Annotated in this window: 14 protein-coding genes; all 14 read left to right on the forward strand. The window is 58.7% G+C overall.

The genetic code is table 11. The features are described from left to right. Nucleotides 1-11 precede the first annotated feature (11 nt). Entirely contained in the window at nt 12-863 is an 852-nt protein-coding gene (locus RWS31_RS08320) for an NAD(+)/NADH kinase (RefSeq protein ID WP_009646014.1), read from the forward strand. A gap of 35 nt (nt 864-898) precedes the next feature. Further along, on the forward strand, nt 899-1,354 hold the full coding sequence (gene argR, locus RWS31_RS08325; protein WP_314597465.1) for an arginine repressor: 456 nt from the start codon (nt 899-901) through the stop codon (nt 1,352-1,354). A gap of 10 nt (nt 1,355-1,364) precedes the next feature. Beyond that, nucleotides 1,365-3,080 (forward strand): DNA repair protein RecN, encoded by a 1,716-nt coding sequence (recN, locus tag RWS31_RS08330; RefSeq protein ID WP_314597467.1) that lies wholly within the window; start codon nt 1,365-1,367, stop codon nt 3,078-3,080. A gap of 10 nt (nt 3,081-3,090) precedes the next feature. Beyond that, nucleotides 3,091-3,639, forward strand: a complete 549-nt coding sequence (locus RWS31_RS08335) for an NUDIX hydrolase (protein ID WP_314597469.1) — start codon at nt 3,091-3,093, stop codon at nt 3,637-3,639. Between the two features lie 13 nt (nt 3,640-3,652). Beyond that, complete coding sequence (locus RWS31_RS08340; RefSeq protein ID WP_006192440.1) at nt 3,653-4,279, forward strand: site-2 protease family protein; 627 nt, start codon at nt 3,653-3,655, stop codon at nt 4,277-4,279. A 9-nt stretch (nt 4,280-4,288) separates the two neighbouring features. Beyond that, complete coding sequence (locus tag RWS31_RS08345) at nt 4,289-5,011, forward strand: ScpA family protein (protein WP_009646043.1); 723 nt, start codon at nt 4,289-4,291, stop codon at nt 5,009-5,011. Then, nucleotides 5,011-5,679, forward strand: coding sequence for an SMC-Scp complex subunit ScpB (gene scpB / locus RWS31_RS08350; protein ID WP_314597472.1), 669 nt, complete (start codon nt 5,011-5,013; stop codon nt 5,677-5,679). Before RWS31_RS08345 ends, scpB begins: the two co-directional genes overlap by 1 nt. After that, nucleotides 5,672-8,158 (forward strand): DUF3656 domain-containing protein, encoded by a 2,487-nt coding sequence (locus tag RWS31_RS08355; RefSeq protein ID WP_314597474.1) that lies wholly within the window; start codon nt 5,672-5,674, stop codon nt 8,156-8,158. The genes scpB and RWS31_RS08355 overlap by 8 nt, the downstream gene beginning before the upstream one ends. Nucleotides 8,159-8,174: 16 nt before the next feature. Then, nucleotides 8,175-10,550, forward strand: a complete 2,376-nt coding sequence (locus RWS31_RS08360) for an endonuclease MutS2 (protein WP_314597476.1) — start codon at nt 8,175-8,177, stop codon at nt 10,548-10,550. 90 nt (nt 10,551-10,640) lie between these two features. Then, nucleotides 10,641-12,821, forward strand: coding sequence for a penicillin-binding protein 1A (locus RWS31_RS08365; RefSeq protein ID WP_314597478.1), 2,181 nt, complete (start codon nt 10,641-10,643; stop codon nt 12,819-12,821). A 38-nt stretch (nt 12,822-12,859) separates the two neighbouring features. Next, the gene (gene tyrS, locus RWS31_RS08370; RefSeq protein WP_314597481.1) at nt 12,860-14,080 is read left to right on the forward strand and encodes a tyrosine--tRNA ligase; all 1,221 of its coding nucleotides are present in this window, start codon (nt 12,860-12,862) and stop codon (nt 14,078-14,080) included. 43 nt (nt 14,081-14,123) lie between these two features. Next, nucleotides 14,124-14,855 (forward strand): YebC/PmpR family DNA-binding transcriptional regulator, encoded by a 732-nt coding sequence (locus RWS31_RS08375; protein ID WP_314597483.1) that lies wholly within the window; start codon nt 14,124-14,126, stop codon nt 14,853-14,855. Nucleotides 14,856-14,899: 44 nt separating this feature from the next. Continuing rightward, nucleotides 14,900-15,394 (forward strand): crossover junction endodeoxyribonuclease RuvC, encoded by a 495-nt coding sequence (ruvC, locus tag RWS31_RS08380; protein ID WP_006192432.1) that lies wholly within the window; start codon nt 14,900-14,902, stop codon nt 15,392-15,394. A 55-nt stretch (nt 15,395-15,449) separates the two neighbouring features. Then, complete coding sequence (ruvA, locus tag RWS31_RS08385) at nt 15,450-16,055, forward strand: Holliday junction branch migration protein RuvA (protein ID WP_006192431.1); 606 nt, start codon at nt 15,450-15,452, stop codon at nt 16,053-16,055. Nucleotides 16,056-16,060 lie beyond the last annotated feature (5 nt).

The following is a 16,060-nucleotide window of genomic DNA, read 5'->3' on the forward strand; positions in this document are numbered from 1 at the left end:
GCAGGGATTTGATGTTTACCATAGCGGTTTTTCCCAATGTGACGAAGGCGAATATTCGTGCGATCCTCGATCGCGTGCTCGCTTTCTTTGCCGATAAGAGGGTGTGCGTGCTGCTTCCAGCGAAGGAGGCGAGACTCTTAGGGCACGAGGAGTACGGCATCGAGAACATCAACCGTCATCCGATCGACATGGCGCTGAGCATCGGCGGTGACGGCACGCTTCTGAATGTTTGCCGCCGCGTCTACGAGCAGACCGTTCCCGTCTGCGGGATCAACTTCGGCACGGTCGGCTTCCTCATCGACATTGAACTGGATGAGATAGAGACGAAGCTGCAGAAGATCCTCGACAAGGAGTACCACATCGAGGAAAGACTCATGCTCTCGGGCTACGTCGTCCATCATGGCAAGAAGAGCTACAAGGGAAGCGCGGTCAACGACATCGTGGTGACGAAGGGCGGGCTTGCACGTATGCTGCGTTTCGGACTTTCCATCAACGATACGCGCATCGCGAACTACAAGGCGGACGGACTGATCGTCTCTACAGCGACAGGCTCGACGGCGTACTCCCTTTCGGCGGGCGGGCCGATCGTCAATCCACACGTCAAGGCGCTTGTCCTCACGCCGATTTGCCCGCATACCTTCGACATCCGTTCTATGGTGATTTCCGAGGACGATACAGTGCGCATGCGCATCAAGGCCGGACATTCCGATATTTTCGTTACCTTCGATGGACAGAAGTCGTTTCAGATTGCCGATGAGGATGAGGTGATCGTGCGCAAGGCGAAAAATCCCGCACGCATTGTGAAATTCGGCGACAAGGATTATTACCGCACGATGAAGGAAAAACTTCTGGATAATGCCTGAGGGAAAGCGCGCTTTCGAGAGAACGGGGGAAGAGCATGAAGGTCAAGCGTCACGCGGTCATTCGTGAAATCATCGAAAACACTGCCATCGAAACGCAGGAGGAATTGGCAGCGGCGCTGCGTGCGCGTCAGATCGACGTGACGCAGGCGACCGTGTCGCGTGACATCAAGACGATGATGCTCGTCAAGGTGCCGGCGGGGAATGGCCGCTATCGCTATGCGCTGCCGAAAGAAAAGGGAGCCGTGCTCTCCAAGGAGCGCATGGCACGCCTCTTTTACGATTCCGTCGTTTCTCTCGATTACAGTGAGAACATCATCGTCGTCAAGACGTTGCCCGGCGCTGCCAATGCCGTCGCCGCCGTCCTCGATCATATGCCTTGGCAGGAGATCGTCGGCACGGTGGCGGGCGACGACAACATCCTCGTCGTCGTCAAGCCTCGGGAGGCGACGCCCGAGGTCGTGCGGCGCATGGAGAAATTCTTCGCGCAGTGAGAGGAACATCATGTTAAAGACATTGACGGTTTGGAATTTTGCCCTTTTGGAGCATGTGAAAATCGAATTTGGTGCGGGGTTGAACATCCTGACGGGTGAGACGGGCGCAGGCAAGTCCATCCTCATCGACGCCTTGGGCGCGGTGCTGGGCAAGCGTCTCGCGGCGACCGCCATACGAAGCGGCTGCGAATGGCTGCGTGTCGAGGCGGTTTTCGATCTGGAAGCGCAGACTGCATTGAAGAGTCTCCTTGAGGAGCAGGCGATTCCTGTGGAGGATGACGAGCTCATCATCACGCGCCAAGTCTCGCACAAGGGGAAGAATTCCGTCCTCCTGAACGGCTGCCGTGTGACGCTCGCGCTGCTAAAAGAGCTTGGCGCCTACCTCGTCGACATCCACGGGCAGCACGACAATCTCGCGCTGCTGCGCCCCGAAAACCAGCTTCTCCTCCTCGATACTTCGGACGCCGCCATTGAAAAGCAGCGCGATGTCTATCAGAAAAGCTTCGCCGCTTGGAACGACTGCAAGAAGAAGCTCAGGGCGAAGGAAGAGGAAGCGAAGAACACGACGGAACGCCTCGATCTCCTGCATTGGCAGGAAAAGGAAATCGAGGAGGCCGATTTGAAGGAGGGCGAGGACGAGCGCATCGAGGCGGAGATCAAGAAGCTCTCGAACGCCGAAAAGATCTCAGGCTTCGTCGAAGAATCCTACGCGCTCTTGAACGGCGATGTGGGAGGCAAGGCGCTGAACGTCCTCGCGGCTCTGAGCAAGGTCAAGAAGAACCTCGAATCACTCTCGCGCTTCGGCAATGAGTTGGACAATGCCTGCAAGATGGTGGAGAACGCCTATTGTGACTTGCAGGAAGCGTCGTATGAGATTCGCGACTACGGCTCCGACATGGAGTTTGATCCGCATCGGCTCGACTCGTTGGAAAGCCGCATGAGCGTCATCGACAAATTGTGCCGCAAGTATGGTGCGACGACGACGGACGTGCTCGCCCATCTGGCGAAGGTCAAGGCGGAACTGCAGCGCATCGAGAACTACGATGTCGACTTGGAAGACCTAAAAGCTGCACTGAGGAAAGCGGCGGATACGCTGAAAGAGGAGGCGCAGAAGCTTACGAAACTGCGCTCTGCCGCTGCCAAGGCGTTCTCCGCGCACGTCGGCGAGCAGATCAAGGCTCTCGGCATGGAGAAGGCGCACTTTTCCATCGCGCTCCGTGCAGCAGACTACAGTGCGGCGGGAGCGGACGACATCGTCATGCTCTTCTCGGCGAATGCGGGCGAGAAGGAGCAGCCGCTGCAGGACGTCGCCTCGGGTGGCGAGCTTTCGCGCGTGGCTCTTGCCGTCAAGGCTGTTTCGGCCGCGAATGATGATTCGCCGCCGAGCATGGTATTTGACGAGATCGACACGGGCATCGGCGGCAAGACGGCGCGCATGGTCGCCGAACGCATCGCCATGGTCGCTTTGCACAGGCAAGTCCTCTGCATCACGCATCTGCCGCAGATTGCCTGCATGGCGGACGCGCATCTTTACATCCACAAGGAGACGCAGGAAGGGCGCACGCTGACGGAGGTACAGCTCCTCGCCGAGGGCGAGCGTATCAACGAGATCGCACGCATGGCGTCGGGCAGCGACATCACGGCGGCCGCGCTTGACAATGCGCGGGAAATGGTGGATAATGCTAGAATTAAACGCGCTGAAATCAGCCGCAGTTTCTCGAAATAAAGGGGAAAATATGTACGAAGATTTGTTGGAGAAAAAGCTCCAGAGTGAAAACATCTACGACGGCGTCCTGCTCCATGTTCGGCGTGATACGGTGACGTTGCCGAACGGTAGGGAAGCCGTGCGCGAGTGGGTTAGGCATCCCGGCGCTTCCGCCGTCCTGCCCGTGTTCGAGGACGGTACGGTGCTGCTCGTGCGCCAGTACCGCTATCCCGTCGACCGTGTCACGCTTGAGATCCCAGCGGGCAAGCTTGACTTTCCGAAGGAAGATCCGCTCGCGTGCGCCGTGCGCGAACTTTCGGAGGAGACGGGATACACGGCAAAGTATTGGGCAAAGCTCACGACGATCGGCACGACCGTCGGGTTTTCCAATGAGTATATCCATATCTACGCCGCGCACGATTTGCAGGCGGGCGAGCAGCATACGGACGACGATGAGTTCATCCACGTCGTCAAGATGCCGCTCGAAGAGGCCGTAGAGCGCGTCAAAGCCGGCGAGATCTTCGATGCGAAGTCTGTGACAGCAATTCTCATGACGGCGCTCGGCAAAGCGAAACACTGACGGGAGGCGGAATATGTTTGGTTCTGATTTGATGTGGTTCATCGCGGGTATCCCGGGAATTTTGATCGCCATGGTCGTGCACGAGTATTCCCATGCACGCGTCGCCGTCGCCATGGGCGACATGACGCCGCGCCTCATGGGCAGGCTCACGCTCAATCCCAAGGCGCACATCGATCCCATCGGGCTTCTGACGCTGTTCCTCGTTCATTTCGGCTGGGCGAAGCCCGTGATGATAAACCCGAGGAATTTTCGCGACATGCGCAAGGGCGAAGTCCTCGTGGCTCTGGCAGGGCCGGCATCTAACCTTGTCATAGCCTTTTTGGCCATGCTTTTTTTTGCTGTCTACGCGCGTCTCGGTTTGCCTGTATCGCAGGGTTTTTATACGGTCATGCAGCTTCTCGCGCTGATCAACGTCAACTTCGCTGTGTTCAATATGATACCGCTGCCACCTCTTGACGGTTCACGCGTACTCATGGCATTCTTGCCGGGGCGCTGGGCGTATGAACTCATGCGTCTGGAACGCTACACATTCATCATCCTCATCCTGCTGATCATGGTCGGGCCGTTCGCGCGCCTCTTGGGAGCCGTCTCCTGGGCGCTCTACTCCACGCTCGCGGCGGTCGTCGGTCTGCTCATCTGATTCGCTCTCATGGACAAGTATACGGTACGGCTCAATGCTTTTGAAGGGCCGATGGATCTCCTCATGCATCTCATCGAGAAGAATAAGATCGACATCTACGATATCCCGATGGCGGTTCTGACCGAACAGTATATGAACTACCTTGCAGAGATGCAGGAATTCGATATCGAGGTTGCGAGCGAATTCATCGTCATGGCGGCGACGCTCCTGCAGATCAAATCGCGCATGATGCTGCCGAAGCCGCCGAAAGAAAAGGAGGAGGAAGAAGAGGAAGATCCGCGAAGGGAACTTGTGGAGCGCATCTTGGAGTACCGCCGCTTCCGCCGCGTCAGCGTGGAACTCGACGGTCTTGCCGCGCTGCAGGAGAGGGTGTTTGCGCGCAAGCCGCTGCCGCTTCCCGTGCGCCGTTTGCCGCCTGAGGAAATGTCCGTTGCCCTGCTCGTCGACGCCTTCCGCATCGCCATGGAGGTGCGAGAGGAGATCACGATTCCGAAGGCGCTCGTAGCGCCCGACGCCTACAGCATACAGGGAAAGATGGAGGACATCCTCGTGCTCCTTGACCGCGAGGGTGGGCAGATGCCGTTTGCCGCCGCATTCCCCTCAGGCACGCGTGCGGAACTCATCGTTTCCTTTCTTGCGCTGTTGGAGCTGATCAAGCTCCATTCCGTCGTGATTCGCCAGGGCGATCTTTTTGGCGATATTCTTGTTTGCCTAAGGACGAGTGATCACTGATGTTTATGGAAGAAATGCAGGCGCCTTTGGAGGCGCTGCTTTTTGTGCGCGGCGAGCCAGTGACGGCAATGCAGCTCAAGGAGATCCTGCAGGTTGACGAGGAGAGCCTGGATGAGCTTTTGGCGCTTTATGCGAAGACGTTGGAGGAACGCGGGAGCGGCCTCATGCTGCATCGTGTCGCGGGAGGCTTTCAGCTTGTCACACGCCCCGAGTGTCATGCCTATGTGCAGAAGCTTGCAGAGGTGCAGGACAGAAAACTCACGACGCCGACCTTGGAGACGCTCTCGATCGTCGCCTTCAAGCAGCCGATCACGAAGCAGGAAATCGAGCACATCCGCGGTGTGCGCGTCGAGCGAGCGCTGCAGAAGCTCCTGGAGATGGAGCTGATCGAAGAAGTAGGCAGGAAGCCTGTTCTAGGACGGCCGATCCTCTACGGCACGACGGATGTCTTTCTCAAGTGCTTCGGACTCAATGCACTGAGCGACCTGCCTGCTTTGCCGGCCTTGGAAGAGGTGGCGGAAGAAGGAGACGTGCAGCTTGAATTGCTCGCCGCCGACGGGGATGCTCAGACCGAGGAGGAAGAATCGTCGGAAGCGCTGACAGAAGATGGCGCAGAACGTGCTGAGGAGATTGACGAAGCCTTGCATACGGAGGAAAAAATTGATTGAATTATTGGCTCCGGCAGGGAGCAGGGAGGCGTTGACGGCCGCTGTGGAAAGCGGCGCTGACGCCGTCTATCTGGCAGGCAATATGTTCGGCGCACGCGCCTATGCGGATAACTTCGACGAAGATGGACTGCGCGAGGCGATCGCCTTCGCCCACAGCCGCGATGTGCGCGTGCATGTGACGGTCAACACCATCGTACGCGATGAGGAGATGGCGGCACTCTCCCGCTACCTGCGCTTCCTCTATGAGGCGGGTGCGGACGCCGCGCTCGTGCAGGATCTCGGCGTTTATCGGCTCGCGCGTCAGGCGGCGCCTGGTCTGCCGCTGCATGCGAGCACGCAGATGACCGTGCACAATCTGGAAGGCGTGCTCCTTCTTCAGGAGATGGGCTTTGAGCGAGTTGTGCTCTCGCGCGAGCTTTCGTTGGAGGATATCCGCTATATCACGGCTCACTGTCAGGTGGAGATTGAGACTTTCGTGCATGGGGCGCTTTGCGTCTGCTACTCGGGGCAGTGTCTGATGAGCAGCATGATCGGCGGCAGGAGCGGCAATCGCGGTCGCTGTGCGCAGCCGTGTCGTCTGCCCTATACGCTCGTCGATGAGACGGGCGCGGATGTTCTCGGCAAGGATGCGGGGCAGTTCCTGCTCTCGCCCAAGGATTTGAAGACCATTGAGCTTTTGCCGGAACTCTTGGAGAGCGGCATCGCTTCGCTGAAGATCGAGGGACGCATGAAGCGTCCCGAGTACGTCGCCGTCGTCGTCGACGCCTATCGCCGCGCCATCGACGCCGTCGAGGCGGGCAGGGAACTGCCGAGCGCGGCAGAGGATGAAAAGGCGCTCGCGCAGATCTTCAACCGCGATTTCACGACGGCCTACCTAAAGGAGCGTCCGGGGCGCACGATGATGAGCGATTCCCGGCCGAACAATCGCGGCCTTCTCGTCGGACGCGTCTTGAAAAACGACAGGACGGCGGGGCGCGTGAAGCTGAAGCTCTCGGGCGATCTGGCCGAGGGAGATCAGCTGGATTTCTGGGTCAAGGTCGGCGGAAGGAAGACGGCGACGGTGACGGATCTCTGCGACAAGAAGGGTCGCTCCTGTCTCTCGGCAAAGGCGGGCGAGGAGGTCACATTGCCTCTTGATGCGCCCGTGAAGCCGCACGACCGCGTGTTCAAGGTGTTCGACGCACATCTCATGGAGAAGGCGCGCGGCTTTTTCCGCGCGGGCGCTCCCGTGCGGCGCGTACCCGTGGCGGCGCATGTCCGCGTGCGCCTCGGCGAGCCTCTTTCCATCACGCTGCGTGACCAGGACGGCTTTACGGCACAGGCAAAGACGGAGTTTCATGCGGAATCTGCAAAGAAGCGACCGTTGGATGCAGCGACCGTTGAAAAGCAGCTGAGTCGCATCGGTACGACGATCTTTTCCCTCGGGGAAGTCTCCCTCGATATTGAGGATGGCGTGATGGTTCCCGTCAGCGAGATCAACGAGGCGCGGCGCAAAGCGTTCGCTGCCTTGCAGGAAGAGCGCATGGCGCACTATCGCCGCGCCGCCCTGCCTGCGTTCCGCTACGAAGAAGCACCTGCCCGCGCCGGACGCAGGGGCGAGGCGCGGATCGCGGCGGCGACGGACACGCTCGCCGGCGTGCGCGAGGCGCTGCGCTCAGGCGCCGACGAGATCGTCTTCGGCGGCGATTCCTACCATCATCGTGCGATCCCCCTGCGCGACTACGCGGAGGCGGCGCAGCTCGCACGCGGCGCAGGATGCGACATCGTGTTCAACACGCCACGTCTCGTGCTGCGCCGCGACATGACGGCATGGAAAAAACTCGTCGAGGGTTTCGTGCGCCTTTCGCCCGATGCTGTCAGCGTCCACAACTTCGGCACGCTCCGCGTCGTGCGCGAGGCAGGGCTGAAGTTTTATGCCGATGCGTCGCTTCCCGTCATCAACTGCCGGGCACTTGCGGAGCTTGCAGAAATGGGAGCGAGCCGCGCCGTTCTTTCTCCCGAGCTTACGCTGGAGCAGGCGGGGGCGCTTGCCGTGCGTGCGCCTTTTCCCGTCGAGTGCATCGTCGAGGGAAATCTTGAACTCATGGTATCTGAATACTGCGCCTTGGGCAGTTTCCTCGGCAATGCAGCGTCAGGCTCGTGTTCGATGCCGTGCTGCAAGGGAAAGACGCGCTACGCCTTGCTGGACAGGAAGGACATGAAATTTCCGCTCGTATTCGACCAGTCATGCCACATGCACGTCCTCAACGGCAAGCGCCTTTCGATGCTGCTTCATGCGATGGAGTTTGCGCCGCGCGGCATCTCTTTCTTACGCATCGACGGGCGCTTCATGGAAGCGGCGGAGCTGGGAAGACGCGTGCGCCTTTACAAGGAATGGAGCCGCTTTTCAGGCACGCTCATCAAGGAGCAGGAGGAATATCTGAAGGAGCTTGAGGGCAAGGATGTGACGCGCGGCCATTATTTCCGCGGCGTGCAGTAAAAGAGAAAGGTAATGTATGGAAAAGGAAACACTCTACACGCTTGAGTACGACAAGATTCGCGCGATGCTGGAAGCGAAGGCAGGCTCCGTCCTCGGCAAGGAAAGGGCGCGAGCCGTCCTTCCGTCGGGCGATTTTGCTGAGGTAGAGGAGCTTCTGCGCGAGACGGAGGAGGCGGTTCGCCTCTCGGCTTTTTCCTCGCCGCCCATGGGCGGCGTCTTCGACATCCGTGAGTCTCTGGCAAAGGCCGAGCGCGGCGCCGTGCTCGACCTCGGCGATTTTACTGATCTTCTGAGCACGATGCGCGCGATGCGAGCCGTCAAGCGCTTCTTCAAAGAAGTGGAGATGGACTTGCCGCTCATCAAGGAGCAGGCAAAGGGCATCGAGATTCTCGGGCAGTTGGAACGCAGGCTGGAAAACAGCGTCGACGAGCACGGCAATTTGCTCGACGACGCGAGCGTCGAGCTTTCGCGCATACGGCGTGAATTGCGCTCGGGCAGACGCAGGGCGAAGGAGCAGATGGAAGCCATCCTGCACCGCACGGAGTATCAGAAATTCTTTCAGGACGCCATCATCACACAGCGTGCGGAGCGAAATGTCATACCGATCAAGCAGGAGTATCGCCAGAACTTTCCAGGCATCGTCCACGACCAGTCGGCGAGCGGCGCGACGCTTTTCATCGAGCCGATGGCTCTCGTCGACCTCAACAATGACCTCAAGCAGCTTGTGCTCGCGGAGAAGACCGAGGTGCAGCGCATCCTGCGCCTTCTCTCGCAGGAGGTTGGCAAGAACGGCAGTGTTCTCGAAGGGAATTGTGCCATACTCGCCTCTCTTGACTTCATCTTCGCACGGGCGAAGCTTGCAGCCGATATGCAGGCGACGCGCCCCGCGATCAATCGCGAGGGAAGGACGAATCTCGTCGCCGCGCGTCATCCGCTGATCGATGCGGCAAAGGTCGTGCCCATTGACATCGCGCTTGGAGAATCGTATCGCATGCTGCTCATCACAGGACCAAATACGGGCGGCAAGACAGTCAGCTTGAAGACGATCGGCCTCTTTGCGCTCATGGTACAGTCGGGCTGCTACATCCCCGCCGCCGCAGGATCTGAGATTTCCGTATATACGAATGTCTATACGGTCATCGGCGACGAGCAGAGCATCGAGCAGAGCCTCAGCACATTTTCCGCGCACATGTCGCATTTGGTCAAACTCTTGGAATGTGTCGAGGGCACGGATCTCCTGCTGCTCGATGAGATCGGCGCGGGAACCGACCCCGAGGAAGGGGCGGCTCTCGCCATGGCAATCCTTGAGCAGTTCCTCGCACGCGGCGCCTCGACGATCGTGACGACGCATTACTCGGAGCTGAAGACGTTCGCTTTTACGCGCGAGGGCATCGAAAATGCCTGTGTGGAATTCGATGTCGAGACGCTGCGCCCGACGTACCGTCTGCTGACGGGGATGCCGGGCGCAAGCAACGCCTTTGCCATCAGCCGCCGCCTCGGCCTTTCGGAGGCGGCGATCCTGCGTGCACAGCAATTCATCAAGGCCGATCATGCACAATTCGAGAAGGTCGTGAACCAGCTCGAAAGCGAAAAGCTCATGTACGAGCAGAGGAACGCCGACATCATGGAAAGGCAGCAGCGCGTGGCGAAGCTTGAGGAAAAGACGCAGGCGCTGAAGGATGAGATTCGCGAGAAGAAGGAGCAGATGCTCAAGAAGGCGAGGCAGGAGAGCGCAAATCTCGTGCGGCGCACGCGGCGCGAGGCGGAGGAGATCATCAAGAGCCTCAAGGCGCAGTTTGACGACCTCGGCATAGAGAGCCGCCGCCGCGCCATGCAAGAGGCGCGGGAGAAACTGCAGGAAGCGGCGGAGCGCTCGCGCACGGGACTCCTCCCCGGCAAGGCATACAAAGAGAAGATCGACATGCAGAAGCTCACTGTCGGCGATGTCGTCTATGTGCGAAAGCTCGACCAAAAGGCGACGGTGCTCAAGATTCAGGGCGCAAATATCGAGGTGCAGCTCGGCAATCTCAAGACGTATGTCAAGGCGGGAGACTGCCGCTTTGTCGAACGTGCGAGGAAGGAGCAGCCTGCTGCGAAAGGAAGCGGCCGCACGAAGGGGGCGGGTGCGCTTCTGCAGAAGACGGCGAACCTGCATCGTGAGATCGATGTGCGTGGACTCATGGTCGACGAGGCGGAGCAAGTGCTCGGTAAGTTCCTCGACGATGCCGTCGTCGGCGGACTCGGCCAGGTGCTCATCATCCACGGCAAGGGGACGGGAGCACTCAGAAAGGGCATCCACGATTATCTCAAGCATCACAAAAGCGTCGCCCGCTTCAACTTCGCTGACATCAGCGAGGGCGGTACGGGCGCGACGCTCGTCGATTTGCAGTGATGGAAGAGCGGGCAATAATGTCTTGCTCTGCCACTTTCGTTGCAGTATAATGAAAAGCATATCGTTGAATAGATCAGGAGGAGCTTCTTCATGGAAAAACGTACCGATGCGACGCGCGCCTCGCGGCAGCAGCTGCAGAGACGCCTGGCACCGAAGTCGAATCCGAAGCCGCCGCCGAAGAAGAAAAGCCGCGGCGGCAATATTGTGCGCGCTCTCGTGGGTTTCCTCATCCTTGTTTTCGTCATGCTCGTCGGCATCGGCTGCGGCTTTTTGACGGCGAGCATGAATACGAAAGAAAATCTCGTTGAGGACATCCGTCCGCCGGCGTCGTCTCATATCTATGACATCAACGGCAACGAAATCGCCAATGTTCATGCAACAGAGAACCGTGAACCGGTAAAGCTCGCGCAGATTCCGAAAAATCTGCAGAATGCTTTCGTCGCAGTCGAGGACAATCGCTTCTACGAACATATGGGCATCGACCCGCGCGGCATTCTGCGCGCCGTCTATGCCAACGTCACGGGCAGGACGATTTCCGAGGGCGGTTCGACGATCACGCAGCAGCTCGCCAAAAATGCTTACCTGACGCAGGATCGGACGCTCAAGCGCAAGGTACAGGAAGTGTTCCTCGCCCTGCAGATCGAGCGCCAGTATACGAAGCAGGAGATCTTGGAGCTTTATCTGAACCAGATCTACTTCGGACAGGGCGCTTATGGCGTGCAGGCGGCGGCGAAGACGTACTTCGGCAAGAACGTCGAGGATCTCGATCTCAACGAATGCGCGATGCTTGCGGGCATACCGAAGAGCCCCAACTACTATTCGCCGTTCAACAACTTCAATGCCGCGCAGGAGCGCAAGGAAGTCGTGCTTGATCAGATGGAGAAGTACGGCTACATCAACCATGCGACGGCGCGCAAGACGACGGAAGAGAAGCCGACGCTTGCCAGTAAGGCACAGGCGAAGGATACGACGGGCGCGTACTTCATCGACTATATCACGCAGAAGGTCATCGATCGATACGGCGCTGATGCCATCTATAAGGAAGGCTTGAAGATCTACACGACGATCGACATGACGATGCAGAAGGCAGCGGAAGAGGCCGCGCATACCGTGGCCGTACAGCGCACGGATGGTAATGGTGTGCAGCAGCCGCAGATGGCGCTCGTCGCCATCGATCCGCACACGGGCTACATCAAGGCGATGGTCGGCGGCCGAGGCACGGATCAGTTCAATCGCGCGACGATGGCGGAGCGTCAGCCAGGCTCGTCGTTCAAGCCTTTCGTCTTTGCAGCGGCGCTTGAGGCGAATTATTCACCCGACACCATCATTGACGACAGTCCGATCAAGATCGGCGGCTGGTCGCCGAAGAATTACAGCGGCAATTACAGCGGCAAGGTGACACTGCGCACGGTGGCGCGCTATTCGCTCAACGTGCCTACGGTCAAGATTGCACAGAAGCTCGGCATAGAAAAGCCGATTTACTATGCGCAGGAAATGGGCATAACGACTCTTGTGCTTGACGGTGAACGCAACGACAAGAATTTCTCGACGGCGCTCGGCGGACTCACGAAGGGCGTGACGCCGCTGGAACTGACGAGCGCTTACGGGACGTTTGCAAACAAGGGCATACACGTCGAGCCTGTCGCCATCATTAAGATTCTCGACCGGAACGGCAAGGTTCTTGAACAGGCGGAGCTTAAGCAAAAGAGCGTCATCAAGGAAAGCAGTGCAGCGGCGTTGACGAGCATGCTGCAGGATGTCGTGCAGCATGGTACGGGAACGCGTGCGAATATCGGACGTCCTGTCGCGGGCAAGACTGGTACGACGGACAACTATCACGATGCGTGGTTCGTCGGCTACACGCCCGATCTCGTGGCTGGCGTGTGGATTGGCAACGACGACAACACGTCGATGGGCGTGATGTCAGGCGGCATGGCACCAGCAGAAATGTGGAAGGCGTTCATGCAAAAGGTTGTCGCGGGCACACCTGCAAAGAATTTTGACGGAGTGGCATATACCGCAGGAAGTGTCAGCGAGATTAAGGACGAAAAATCTGCGAAGGACGAGAAGCATACAGATAAGAAGGAAAAGAATGCCAAGGATACGAAAAGCGGCAAGGATGCCAGGGATGTGCCAAGGCCTGAGGCAGGCGGCAGAACTATGGGAGACGGCGCACCACAGTCGGACTCCACGCCCGCGCAGCAGCCGTCGCTCCCTGAACCAGGTGGCGGTCCTGAGCCGGGCGCAGGCGTTTCCAAGGGCAGGGATTGATGTGCTTTTGAAGGATGAGAAAAGAAGGGAAGAGTTCGTTGGCAAATGTTTTTGATGTTTTGAAAGAGCGCGGTTTCATCGCTCAATGCACAGATGAAGAAGGCGTGCGCGAACTGCTCGGCAAAGAGAGCGTGACCTTCTACACAGGGTTCGACCCGACGGCAGACAGTCTTCATGTTGGACATTTCCTCGGACTCATGGCGATGTCGCACATGCAGCGTGCCGGGCATCGTCCCGTGTGTCTCGTGGGCGGCGGCACGGGAACGGTCGGCGATCCTTCGGGGCGCACGGACATGCGCAGGATGCTGACAGACGCGGATATCGAGCACAACTGCGACTGCTTCAAGAAGCAGATCGCGCGTTTCATCGATTTTTCTGAGGGCAAGGCGCTGATGGTCAACAACGGCGATTGGCTGAGGAAGCTCAACTACATCGAACTTCTGCGCGAGGTTGGGGCACATTTCACCGTGAACCGCATGTTGGCTGCTGAAGCCTACAAAACGCGTTGGGAGAAGGGGCTGACCTTCCTCGAATTCAACTACATGGTCATGCAGGCTTACGACTTTCTGGAACTCAGTCACCGCTGCGACTGCAAACTGCAGATGGGCGGTGATGATCAGTGGTCGAACATCATCGCGGGCGTCGAGCTGATCCGCAGGAAGGAAGCGAAACCCGCCTACGGACTGACCTTCACGCTTCTCACGAAGAGCGACGGTCAGAAGATGGGCAAGACGGCGGGCGGCGCCCTTTGGCTCGACGCCGAGAAGACGTCGCCGTACGATTTCTACCAGTACTGGCGCAACATTGACGATGCCGACGTTGAAAAATGCCTCGCGCTCTTGACCTTTCTGCCGATGGAAGAGGTGCGCCGCTTGGGTGCGCTCAGGGATGCGGCAATCAACGAGGCGAAGACGGTGCTCGCCTACGAGGTCACGAAGCTTGTGCATGGAGAGGCGGAAGCGAAGAAGGCGAAGGAGGGGGCCGAGGCGATGTTCGGCGGCGGCGCGGCATCCGCAGAGCTGCCGACGTTCACGCTGACCGCCGAGGAGATGGGCGCGAAGCTCCTTGACATCCTCGCAAAGAACGGCGTTTTCTCCTCGAAGAGCGAGGGCAGGCGTCTCATCTCGCAAGGCGGCGTCACGCTCAACGATGCGCGGGTCACGGATGCCGACTATCGTCTGCAGGAGGAAGATTTCTCCGATGGCACGGCGCTCGTCAAGAAGGGCAAAAAGAAGCATTATCGGCTTGTAAAAGCTTGAAGCAAAAGGCTACGTTATTCAAAATAAGGAGTTGCAAGGTTTCATGTCAGGACATTCCAAATGGGCGAACATCAAGAGGAAAAAGGGCGCGAATGATGCGATTCGCGGCAAGATCACGACGAAGATCGGCAGGGAGATCACCATCGCCGTGCGCATGGGCGGCGGCGATCCGACGGGAAATATGCGGCTGAAGCTCGCGCTTTCCAAGGCGAAGGCGAACAACATTCCCAAGGACAACATCCAGCGTGCCATACAGAAGGGGCTTGGCGCTGCCGAGGGAAGCAACTATGAGGAACTGACCTACGAAGGCTACGGGCCGGCGGGTTCCGCCATCATGCTCGACATCCTGACGGACAATCGCAACCGCAGCGCCGCTGATGTGCGCCACATCTTCTCGAAGTACGGCGGCAATCTCGGCGAAACGGGCTGTGTCGGCTGGATGTTCAAGCAGAAGGCCGTGTTCATCGTGGAGAAGGAGACCTTCGAGGACGAGGACGAACTCATGGGCATCGTGCTCGACGCGGGCGCGGAGGATCTCAAGGCGGAGGACGACGCCTTTGAAATCACGGCTGATCCCGCGGATTACGATGCGATCGAAGCGGCGCTCGGCGAGAAGGGCATCGAGACGGCATCGGCGGAGATCACGATGGTTCCCGATACGACTGTCAAGCTTGAGGGCAAGGATGCGGAAAAGATGCAGAATCTCATCGATGCCCTTGAGGAAAACGATGACGTTCAGAATGTCTACAGCAACTATGAGTTTGATGAAGAATAAGTCCGCAGAAGGCGCGGTCTTGCAGCTTTCCTCGGGGAGAAGTCATGCTTGCGCTGGGCATTGATCCGGGCACGGCGATCTGCGGCTTTGGCTTCGTGTCCTCGGAGGGAAGCCGCCTCGTGCCGCACGCATACGGTGCTCTGACGACGAGTCCCAAGGCTCGCATGGAGGACAGGCTCATGAAGCTCTACGATGGACTCGACGCCTTGATCAAGGAGTACAAACCCGATGTCATGGGCATCGAGCAGCTTTTCTTCAACCGCAATGTCACGACGGCGATCCCCGTCGGGCAGGCGCGCGGCGTCGTGCTTCTGGCTGCGGCCAAGAACGGCTTGGAAATCGCGGAGCATACGCCGCTGCAGGTCAAGCAGGCGGTGACGGGCTACGGCAAGGCGCGGAAGGAACAGGTCATCTACATGGTCTCAAAGCTCCTGCACCTCGCGAAACCGCCGAAACCCGACGATGTGGCGGATGCGCTTGCCGTAGCCATCTGCACGACGCACTGCATGGCGAGCGCCGCCTGGCGCAATCGCCTGTAGGGAGCATGGATGAACTTAGCGATGGTTGCGGTTCAATAATTTTTAGGAGATTTTCATGATCGGTTTCCTGCGGGGAAAGGTCGCGCGCCTTTCCCTTGATTTTTGCTTTCTTGACGTTGCAGGCGTCGGCTACCGCGTATTCATTTCGGGCGCGACGCATGGTCGCCTGCACATGGGCGAAGAAGTGACGCTCTTCACGCATCTCGCCGTGCGCGAGGACGCCATGACGCTCTACGGCTTCTTTTCCGAGGAGGAGTACGAGCTTTTTCAAATGCTCATCTCCGTCACAGGCATCGGTCCCAAGGCGGCGCTTGGCATCTTGTCGAACATCACGCCAGAGAACCTCTGTCTTGCCGTAAGGAACAAGAAGGCGGACATTTTGACGAAGGCGCCTGGCATCGGCAAGAAGTCGGCGGAACGCATCATCTTGGAACTCAAGGACAAGATGAAGGGATTTATGACGGAGCACGAAGCGATTGTCGAAGAAGGCTTGCTCGAAGAGCCTGTCGAAGATACGATGCTTGCCGAGGCGGGCGCCGCGCTCCTCTCGCTCGGCTACACGCAGGCGGAGTTCACGCCTATCCTGCGGCGTGCCAAGGACTGCAAGGACGCTGAGGCGCTGATTCGTTTCGCATTGAAGGAGTTTGCCCAACATCGCTGAGAAAG

It is taken from the genome of uncultured Selenomonas sp. (genome assembly GCF_963528755.1).
GTDB lineage: Bacteria > Bacillota > Negativicutes > Selenomonadales > Selenomonadaceae > Selenomonas.

Bases quoted from the DNA above. Each gene is read 5' to 3' on its own strand.
- RWS31_RS08320 (WP_009646014.1), top strand. From the start codon at position 12: ATGTTTACCATAGCGGTTTTTCCCAATGTGACGAAGGCGAATATTCGT.
- argR (WP_314597465.1), top strand. From the start codon at position 899: ATGAAGGTCAAGCGTCACGCGGTCATTCGTGAAATCATCGAAAACACT.
- recN (WP_314597467.1), top strand. From the start codon at position 1,365: ATGTTAAAGACATTGACGGTTTGGAATTTTGCCCTTTTGGAGCATGTG.
- RWS31_RS08335 (WP_314597469.1), top strand. From the start codon at position 3,091: ATGTACGAAGATTTGTTGGAGAAAAAGCTCCAGAGTGAAAACATCTAC.
- RWS31_RS08340 (WP_006192440.1), top strand. From the start codon at position 3,653: ATGTTTGGTTCTGATTTGATGTGGTTCATCGCGGGTATCCCGGGAATT.
- RWS31_RS08345 (WP_009646043.1), top strand. From the start codon at position 4,289: ATGGACAAGTATACGGTACGGCTCAATGCTTTTGAAGGGCCGATGGAT.
- scpB (WP_314597472.1), top strand. From the start codon at position 5,011: ATGTTTATGGAAGAAATGCAGGCGCCTTTGGAGGCGCTGCTTTTTGTG.
- RWS31_RS08360 (WP_314597476.1), top strand. From the start codon at position 8,175: ATGGAAAAGGAAACACTCTACACGCTTGAGTACGACAAGATTCGCGCG.
- RWS31_RS08365 (WP_314597478.1), top strand. From the start codon at position 10,641: ATGGAAAAACGTACCGATGCGACGCGCGCCTCGCGGCAGCAGCTGCAG.
- RWS31_RS08375 (WP_314597483.1), top strand. From the start codon at position 14,124: ATGTCAGGACATTCCAAATGGGCGAACATCAAGAGGAAAAAGGGCGCG.
- ruvC (WP_006192432.1), top strand. From the start codon at position 14,900: ATGCTTGCGCTGGGCATTGATCCGGGCACGGCGATCTGCGGCTTTGGC.
- ruvA (WP_006192431.1), top strand. From the start codon at position 15,450: ATGATCGGTTTCCTGCGGGGAAAGGTCGCGCGCCTTTCCCTTGATTTT.